The 8,650-nt window shown below is 61.4% G+C and carries 6 protein-coding genes and 1 pseudogene; 4 read left to right on the forward strand and 3 right to left on the reverse strand.

What is annotated here, in order from left to right:
* Positions 1–231, forward strand: a 231-nt coding sequence (locus KNN17_RS21615) for a hypothetical protein (RefSeq protein WP_241710905.1), incomplete at its 5' end; no start/stop codon positions are given.
* A gap of 123 nt (positions 232–354) precedes the next feature.
* On the opposite strand, the gene KNN17_RS21620 is transcribed toward KNN17_RS21615, so the two are convergent.
* Both KNN17_RS21620 and KNN17_RS21625 read right to left on the reverse strand, forming a co-directional pair.
* Entirely contained in the window at positions 355–519 is a 165-nt protein-coding gene (locus KNN17_RS21620) for a hypothetical protein (RefSeq protein ID WP_241710906.1), read from the reverse strand.
* 226 nt (positions 520–745) lie between these two features.
* Entirely contained in the window at positions 746–4,708 is a 3,963-nt protein-coding gene (locus KNN17_RS21625; RefSeq protein WP_241710908.1) for a helix-turn-helix domain-containing protein, read from the reverse strand.
* Positions 4,709–4,859: 151 nt separating this feature from the next.
* On the opposite strand from KNN17_RS21625, the gene KNN17_RS21630 reads away from it, so the two are divergent.
* Genes KNN17_RS21630 through KNN17_RS21640 form a run of 3 tightly spaced genes read left to right on the forward strand, consistent with a single transcriptional unit; the run spans position 4,860 to position 8,288 of the window.
* The gene (locus KNN17_RS21630; protein WP_241710909.1) at positions 4,860–5,969 is read left to right on the forward strand and encodes a tyrosine-type recombinase/integrase; all 1,110 of its coding nucleotides are present in this window, start codon (positions 4,860–4,862) and stop codon (positions 5,967–5,969) included.
* Positions 5,966–6,307, forward strand: a complete 342-nt coding sequence (locus KNN17_RS21635; RefSeq protein WP_241710910.1) for a helix-turn-helix domain-containing protein — start codon at positions 5,966–5,968, stop codon at positions 6,305–6,307. Before KNN17_RS21630 ends, KNN17_RS21635 begins: the two co-directional genes overlap by 4 nt.
* Entirely contained in the window at positions 6,261–8,288 is a 2,028-nt protein-coding gene (locus tag KNN17_RS21640; RefSeq protein ID WP_241710911.1) for a zinc ribbon domain-containing protein, read from the forward strand. Before KNN17_RS21635 ends, KNN17_RS21640 begins: the two co-directional genes overlap by 47 nt.
* On the opposite strand, the pseudogene KNN17_RS22585 reads toward KNN17_RS21640, so the two are convergent.
* Positions 8,260–8,574 (reverse strand): annotated as a pseudogene (locus KNN17_RS22585) (hypothetical protein); the annotation flags it as partial. The gene KNN17_RS21640 and the pseudogene KNN17_RS22585 overlap by 29 nt on opposite strands.
* Positions 8,575–8,650 lie beyond the last annotated feature (76 nt).

Genomic DNA, 8,650 nt, shown 5'->3' on the forward strand with positions numbered 1-8,650 from the left:
GTCGTAGACACAACAGGGCCAGGGGGTCCGGAGCTCTGCGACGGCGCGCTCTGGACCCAACAGCCGGCCGCGAAGCGGACGCCCTTATTGCCTGGTTGCAGCGCAGCGGAAACCAGGACATGCCCGGGGACGCGGCTGGATCCACCCGCCCCGGCCATCCCCTTGGGGCAGGCCGCCGGCATCAGCCACCACGCGGCGGCCCTCATGCGGACGGCGGTCCGTCGCCGGTGACCACAGCGCCAGCCGGCCACGACGACGGACCGCCCCAGCACGGAAAGTGAGTCTGCCGCGGCGACGGAGGTTCGGGGTGGGTTCCCCGCTCCGTCCGGAGCGGGGAACCCCTTCGCCGTGTGGTTAGGCGGCGTTGAAGACGGTGCACGGCCGGCGATACCGGCTGGGCAGCTCGGCCGCCGCCACGGGCAGGTCTTCCGGTCCCTGGGCCTGTCCGTTCTTCCAATGGAAGAACGCCTGTTCGCTGATCGCATCCCAGAACCGGGCCTTGGTCCTGTAGAAGGTCACCGGGCATTATTCGTTGGATGCATCATCCTTGAGGCCTCCGAAGGTACCGGGAGTTTCGTTCGCGGCTGACCCGCGACGCCTTTTAACGGCGTGAGGCCGGCCCCTCGGGGCCGGCCTCTGCTTTCCTTCAGTAAGGGGAGACGATCGAAACTTGCTGGGATGAGGAGCTCGCACTGGGGTGCGGCGGTGACGAGAGCGACCCAGAGTTGATTACCTCGCGGGCGGTTTAGCCGTCATCGCTCATTCTCTCGGCCGCGGAATCATGGCGGAGAGCGTCCTGTTGATAGCTATCCGCGATGCCTCGCAGCACGCGTGCAGTGCGTGGCCATTGAGTGGAGATCTTTGTCGCCATTTTCCGATAGTGCTTCTCGAGTTCGCGTTCCTGATCTCCACCGTCAAAGACTCCTCGACTGGTGACTCCACGCTTATTGACCTTGCCAATGTGCAGCCCCGTGTCGAGCCGTGAGTTACCGACGTTCTCGATGATCTCCCGGACGGCTTCTGCAGGCCAGACGCCGTCGGTGCCGACGGGACTTGACGCGAGGACTTGGCCGATCTGTTCATCGCCGATTGCAGCACGCTTGCTGTCCGCGAAGGCTAGACGGGCGTCTCGCACCCAAGTAGTCAGGTGAGGGCCATCGATGGTGCCGTCCTCGGCAAGTCCCGGAAGGGTGTGCCAGTGTTGAAGAACGCTGTATGACACATGAGCGAACGCCTTCTCTTGTGCGGTAGGCGACCCTTTGGGTTCGTCTTCGCCACGGTACAGGGCATTAATCATGCTTATGAAGTCGCTTGGCTCCGTTCCCAGCGCCCGGTAGAGCGCGGCCGAGGGATGGTGATCATGCAGCAGCTCAAAGAAAAAGAACTCATATCCAGGAAGGTCTGCGTCATCGGGAAAATGCTGCTCCATGTATTCCAAGACATTGCCGAGGTAGTAACTACTCATGGTTATGTCGTGGGTCGGGCCAGGACCCGCACGCAACGCTTTAAGGACCACCTTGATGAGGTCAACGCCCGGTTCTTGCTTTCCATGAAGCATGTCACTGAGGAGCCCCAGAGCCGCCCAGGACCGATTGTGATCGACGAGCAGACCAATGGCTTCCGCTCTCTCCTCGGCCGCGACGGCGTGATGTTGCGCCCGCTGCCAATATGCGGCTTCGAGCTCTACACCGAGGGTGGAAATCTCCGTCCAATATTTCTTCGCGAACGGCACGGCCGCCATGAGCGCTTCCTGTGATGAGGGTTCCGTAAAGGCAGGATTGGCAACTGCAGCCTTGATCCAGGAAAAGCCTTCAGCGTTGATTTTTTCGGTGGAGAAGACCAGAGCGGCATGTCGCAGGTTTTGTTCCTGCGTGTCGAGCCAACCGAGGATCGTCCCTTCCGGGGCGCCAGTCCTTGTCGCGAGCATGCGACCGATGACAAACGGTGTTTTTGCTTCGCGTGTCAGCCCGGTCAGCGCATCGGCACCAACTGCGAGGACGATTTGGAGGGCATCGTTTTGCAGGCGAGCAAGTTCGAGGTCGTACCCGTCTTCGTCCCACTTGACGGTGGGAAGATGTGGCCTGTAATCAAAAAGACTTGAGAATCTGCGGGGGTCCTGACCGGGCGTTAGATCATCGGCAACAGCACGCAGCAACGCCACGTCCTCGGCGGGCATGGCCCATTCGGTCTCGGCATACTCTTCGTGTTTGTCAGCTTCAGCGGTCAAAGCTTCCCACAACGCGTACCGTTCTTCCTCGTTCCAAGCGTCCGCAGCAACGGCCTCACCGAGCCTTTTGATGACTACCTGCCGCTCATCGGCTGGAAGGTTTCCAATCTTCGGAAGCAGTTCGAGCCATCGGTCCGTGCCTGTGACGATGGCGTCCAAGGCCATGGCAACAAGCGTGTGGACGAAGTGACCCCAATCGGTGTATGTCACCGATTGCCTGACCGGACTCCAATCACGGTACTCGGGCATGTGAGGGGCGAGCGCGGTCGGGTAGTTCTCGGGCCACACTCCCATAATCAGTTTCCAGCCAACGCCGGGTTCACGCTGCAGGATCCGCCGGATTACCTGGAGTTTGGCGTCGACCGTGGCTCCGCTTTGCGGAAGCCAGCCTGTGACGAGCGTCTGAAGGCTAGCGATCGGGCGGTTGCTGAGCCGACCGCCCGGGTCGATCGAGGACAGCTTGGCGAGCAGCATCGCTGAGCGGTAAAAATAGTCAGGCGACCAGCACAGCGTTTCGAGGGCCCACAAAAGACTCGGATGAGGCGAGGACGGACCGAATACGACGTCCTGCGCTTGATCCTGAAACATGGTGCGAAGGACAGGGGTGGGTTGCTCGAGGTCACGTTCGACCTCGTCCAGAAAGACCTCTGGAGATGCTTCTGCAAGAGCCGGCAGAGCGTGCGCAAGACGAGCCCAGGTCTCACCGGATACGTCGGTATTTGCGGTTGTAAGCAATCCGCGGACGATCTTGTCGACGCGGCTCTGCATTTGAAGGTGCGACGGAAGTTCGTCATGGCTCGCAGCCGAAAGCGCCAGACCCGCCGCGACTCCCCCCCTTAGGATCTTCGAATAATGCGGCACCGCCCCCTTTGCACTCGCCGTCAATCGAGCCACGGCATCCATGCCTTGGAAAGGGTCAGGTTCGAGCAGCACATCCCCTACCACCTCACTCCAACGCGCCAAGTCGCTGGGCGTCAGCGTCGGCAGAAGCAGGAGGGCCGCCTCCACCGGAGACGTCAGCCTCCATGTATCTCCCGAGCGGACAAAAGGGGCGTCGCTACGGCGCGCAAGACTCCTAAGTAGTCGCTCGATTTCTTCGCGCGATTGCCCGGCCAACTTCTCCAGAACGATGAGGTCACCGTCATAGTCCGACCATGATCCGGCCAGAACAAGTGGGGCTAGGATGGCAGCTTGCTCTGTCTTGGCGACCCAGTCCGGCTTGCGGACGCGCGGCTCCAGCGCAATGGAACGGATGAGGGCAGCCATGCTCCGACGTGCAAGAGCCACCATCCTTTCTGCCTTGTCCGAGTCGGGAACCGTCGCCTTCAAGGCCTCGCGGGCGGCAACGCGGTCGATTTTTCGAAGCTCGATCCCTTTCCCACCGCGAACGACGACGTCGGTTTCGGCGATCAGGACAACACGGTGTCCGTCATTTATCGCCGATGCAAGGTCGGGGTCGCCCTCAAAGAGCGGAACAAGAATGAGAGGAACCGATGACTCGACCAATCTTTGCCATGCTGCTGCGTCAGTAACCACAATGGCGCGGCAGAGAAGGTCCTCTTGCGTCGCCAATGTCGAGAAGATGAAGGCTAGAGCGTCATCTTGCCACTGAGCTTTCAGTGTCACGATCGAATCGGCCTGCGCCGCACCGGTCAGGGCCTTAAGCAGGTCATCGGACGCGGCTGAACGCCCGGCGGCAAAAAATTTAGGTGGCAGTGCAAACGGGGTCCGGCCCTGGAACGAGTTCCACCATCGTTCGATAGTCTGCGCGTCGCGAGGACGGTATCCCAGACGTTCGGAAATCCAGTAGTGCACAGAAGGAGAGGCTTGGAGCCACCCTTCAAGATGGTGCGCATCGATAGCTACAACGTCGGCAAAGTTGGATTCTGCCGCGCGCTCAGTTGCCCATTTCTCTCCTGTTCCCCAGTTGCGTGGCGTGGCGAACACGAACACGGATTCGGCGTCATTAGGGAGTGCTTTTACACGCTTGTCATAGTCCTTCTGCGCTTTGCCTTTCGAGTTGGTTTCCGTTCCGAACTCGAAGCGCAGCTCCCCGGCCGGGAGGTACGTGCTTCCGGTAGATGTGGCTGTACCGTCCCAGCCTGGTGCCGCGACACCTTCGTGCGCCCGCACGTGAACATTAGTGATTCCGGGTGTCACTGCCAGAAGACGGCGGATCAATTCCGGGAAGGCTCCCTTGGCATCGTCGCGTGCCGCCCACACGTCAAGATCTTTGGCGTTGACCAACTCGGGTCCGTCGGTCCGCAGAGCGGGGGCTACAGAAGATGTTCTTTCGCCGCGGCTTTTGAGAAGGCGCTCGACCTCTGCACGGGCAAAACGGTGCTGTCGCGACCCGGCCACCCGGGCTGTGGTCAATGTTCCCTCTTTCACCCAGTTCCTTACGGTGTTCTCGTGTACGCCCAGCAGCTTGGCTGTCTCGCGCACATTCAACAGGGACTTTGCTTCATCTTCACTATTCATAACAAAAGAATAGCAGATTGTGGACTTTGTGCACTTTCTCGATCCTCCCAAAGGGTACTTCGCTCATTTGATTGCATCTAATGCATCATTAAGTAGTTTTATGCTTCAATGATGCCTAAAGATCTTGGCAGCTTTGAGGATGGAGTAGTTGATGGTTCGTTCACTGAGGGCCGCAGGGTTGCCGGCCAACGTTGTTCCGTTGGATCCCTTGGAGGCAGTGTTCGTCGGGATGCTTGCCGGATGGGAACGTCAACGGCTCAGCCGCGGCCTGGATCCGGAGACGACACGGGGCAACATTGCGCTGGTGAAGCGGTTTGCGCGATTCACCGGCGAGTATCCGTGGCAGTGGAAACCGGCGGACGTGGAAGACTTCACGGTCTCGCTCATCAATCGGCCCGAGCCGGCCTCGCATTCAACATTGCGGGGCTATCACGGGGTGATCAGAACGTTCTGCACGTTCATTACGGATCCGAGATATGAATGGCCCGAGGTCTGCCAGGAGCGGTTCGGTTCCCACCCGGTACAGATCTGCCATGACTGGAACACTCGGCACCACGTCGCGGAGTTCGAGGCCCGCCCGGCGAAACGTCCGCTGACCTTCGATGAAGCGGAGACTTTTTTCGCCCATGCGGACCTGAGAGTCGAGCGGATCATCGCCGCTAAGAAGAAGGGCGCGCTCAGCGCGCTGCGCGACGCGCAGTTCTTCAAGACCGTTTACGCGTTCGGGCTGCGGCGGCGGGAGGCGTGCATGCTTGACTTGGCCGATCTTCGCTCAAACCCGAACAACCCGGAGTGGGGAAGCTATGGCAGCGTCCATGTCCGGCACGCGAAGGCCATCAAGGGTGGGCCTCCGCGCCGCCGGACCGTGTTGGCCGTGCCCGAGTTCGCTTGGGCCGTGGATGGTTTGCGACAGTGGATCGAAGCGGCGCGGCCGAAATTCCGGCCCGGCGCCGCAAACCCGGTCTGGGTGACCGAGCGGCGCTCCCGTCTGTCGGTGCGGCACGCCGACGAGAAATTCGCGCTGCTGCGTGATGAGATCGGTCTGGACCCGCGGCTGACCCTGCACAGCCTGCGGCATTCCTACGTGACCCATCTGGTTGAATACGGGTACCCGGAACGGTTCGTCCAGGAGCAGGTAGGTCATTCCTATGCCTCGTCCACCGCGATCTACACCGATGTCAGCGATGACTATAAAAACCGGATCCTCGCCAAAGCCTTGGCCAGGATCCGCCACCCCGAACAGCAAGGCCTGCAGCAATGACCAACGCTTACGTGATCACTTGGAACATCCGCCAGCTCATGGCCGCTAAGGGCCTCTACCAGACCACCGACTTGGTGCCGCTGATGGCCGAACACGGCGTCTCGCTCTCCCGCGAGCAGATCTACCGGCTCGTCACCTCGACCCCGTCCCGGCTCAACCTCGAGGTCCTCGCCGCGTTCTGCGACATTTTGGACTGCACGCCCAACGACCTGATCACCTTCACGAGGGCCACGACGGCAGCTCCCGCCGAGCGCACCGCTTCCGGTGAAACCGCCGGGCTGCAGCCCATCGGTGATCTGCGACCCGTGCCAGCCCGTATCCGTCGTCCCGGAGAGTGAACCGCTGAACAGCCAGTTAACGGAGATCCTGGCAGCCCTCCCCGGCCCCACCAGTCAGGCGGGGACCACCACACTCAAAGCCTGGATCGAAACGCTCGTCTCCTCCACTCGGGCCATGGGCATCCTGGGCAAATACGCCCAACAGGTCCCTGACTTCGCGACCAACGGCGACCCACACATGCCGCGGCTGGCACAACGCCTGCTCCGGGACCTGCAATCGACCGGAACCACAGGGATCGTGTTGCCTCTCTGCATGGCATGCAATGAGGAGCGGTTACTCGTCAAAACCCTGCCCGATGGCCGACGCGTCTGTGCCCGCTGCGAGAGACGGCTGGTCCTTCGCCCCTGCGGGATCTGCGTAAAGGAAACCATCATCGTCGCCCGGATGGACGGGGTCGCGCATTGCAAGCCCTGCTGGAGGAAAAACCCAGCCTCGTTCAAGCAATGCTCCCGATGCGGCGCCCTCGGCGGAATGGACAAGCGCACCCCTGAAGGGCCGCTCTGCCCTCGCTGCGCCCCAGGCACCGTCCTTCCCTGCCACAGCTGCGGCACCGTCGCCCGCATCGCCGGCTACCGGCTGGGCGGACCCCAATGCCGCTCCTGCTTCCGCCAGATCAAAACCACCGCCCAATCATGTCCCGGCTGCGGGGACAAGCGGATCATCGCCTACCTCAGCCCGAACAACACCCCTTGCTGCGCCTCGTGCGCCGGAGTACCAGCCCATTACGCCTGCATTGACTGCGGCAGCGAAGACAACATGCACGGGAAACGCTGCTACACCTGCGTCGCCAAGATCCGGACCCTTGAACTCATCACCGACAAAACCGGCGTCATCAACACCGCATTCGAACCCCTCCGGCATCGACTGCTGCAGGCCCGCACCATGACCGCCGTCGCCGATTTCGTCCGCAACAGACCCGCCGCTGACCTGATCCGGGCGCTGGTCAACAACGAGCTCCCTCTCGAACACACCACCCTGGATCAATGGCCACGGCCCAAATCCGCCGAATACGTCCGCAGCCTACTAACAGCTTCAGGGTTACTGCCCACCCGTGACGAAAACCTCCGACTCTTTGAGACTTGGGCCAAGCACTTCCTGCAGACTCAGCCACCTCAGGCACGGAGCGTCCTGGAGCCGTATCTGAGCTGGAACGTCGGACGGAATCTTCGAATCAAGGCCCGCCGCGCGCCCCTGAGCCGCAACGCCCAACACTACGGTCGCGACAAGCTGGCAATGGCAGCCCGATACCTCGAACATCTCGCAGCCTCCGGGCTAAAACTCGGCGAAGCCAACCAAACGCACTTGGAAACCTGCCTCCTCGAGATTCCGGGTCGACGGCTGCGCACCCACTTGCCGGCGTTTCTTTCATGGGCTTCCATCAACGCACTGATGCCAAGCCTCACCATGGACTACAACAAGACCGATAACCGTGCGTCCATGATGACCGAAGCCGATTACCGCTGGACGGTTCAACGGCTCGAAACGGACACCAGCATCCCGTTACGTCTCCGGATCACCGGCCTCTTCGTTGGTCTCTACGCCCAACGGCTTACCCGGATCACCGCACTCACCAACGATAAGATCACCACCGACGGCGCAGAAACGCGCCTCTGGTTCGGCATCTCGCACATCTTGGCCGAACCAGCGCTGGCTGACCTGATCCAGCAGTACCGGCAGGAAACACACTCCTACCGCTCGCCAGAATCGACCGGATGGTTCTTCCCTTCACGCAACGCTGGCAGACACCTCAGCTCGTCGTCCCTGACCCGCGGCCTCTCCCAGCTCGGAATCGACACTCGGCAACTTCGCGGAGCAGCGCTGACCAACCTCGCCGCACACCTGCCCATCCGCCTCCTCTGCGATCTCACTGGCCTGGAAGCCCAGGCGGCCGTGGGCTGGGCAGACATTGCCGCTCGATCATGGAACGCCTACCCTCAACTGCGCAGTGAGAACTATTCCAATAGCGCACGGATCGAATAACGCACTTGCACCGGTACGTCCGAACGTCGCCCTCGCAGTACGTGGCCATGCCGAACAGGTTGCCGATCTCATCGGCGGTGCGGATCCCGGCGACCATGACATAGGGCCACTGGCCCAAGTCCCAGCCATCGCACCCCAAGCTGGGGATCACGGCCCAGCCGTGCTCGCCGATGAGTTCCATCCAGTCGTAACCGCCGTTCATGTGATAATCGCCCAGCACGGTAACGCCATGGATCTCTTCGCCGGTGTCCTTGGTGGTGATGGTCGCGGTAGTGATTGCATTCATGGTTGTGGGTCCTTTTCCGAGGATGTGGCGGGTGGGGCGGCTTAGGTGACCGGCCAGCGTCCCCTCTCCCCCCGTT

Origin of the sequence: Arthrobacter bambusae, assembly GCF_022606295.1 — a bacterium.
Lineage (GTDB): Bacteria > Actinomycetota > Actinomycetes > Actinomycetales > Micrococcaceae > Arthrobacter > Arthrobacter bambusae_A.

Coding starts and splice junctions, on each gene's coding strand:
- KNN17_RS21625 (WP_241710908.1), bottom strand. CDS start 4,708: ATGAATAGTGAAGATGAAGCAAAGTCCCTGTTGAATGTGCGCGAGACA.
- KNN17_RS21630 (WP_241710909.1), top strand. CDS start 4,860: ATGGTTCGTTCACTGAGGGCCGCAGGGTTGCCGGCCAACGTTGTTCCG.
- KNN17_RS21635 (WP_241710910.1), top strand. CDS start 5,966: ATGACCAACGCTTACGTGATCACTTGGAACATCCGCCAGCTCATGGCC.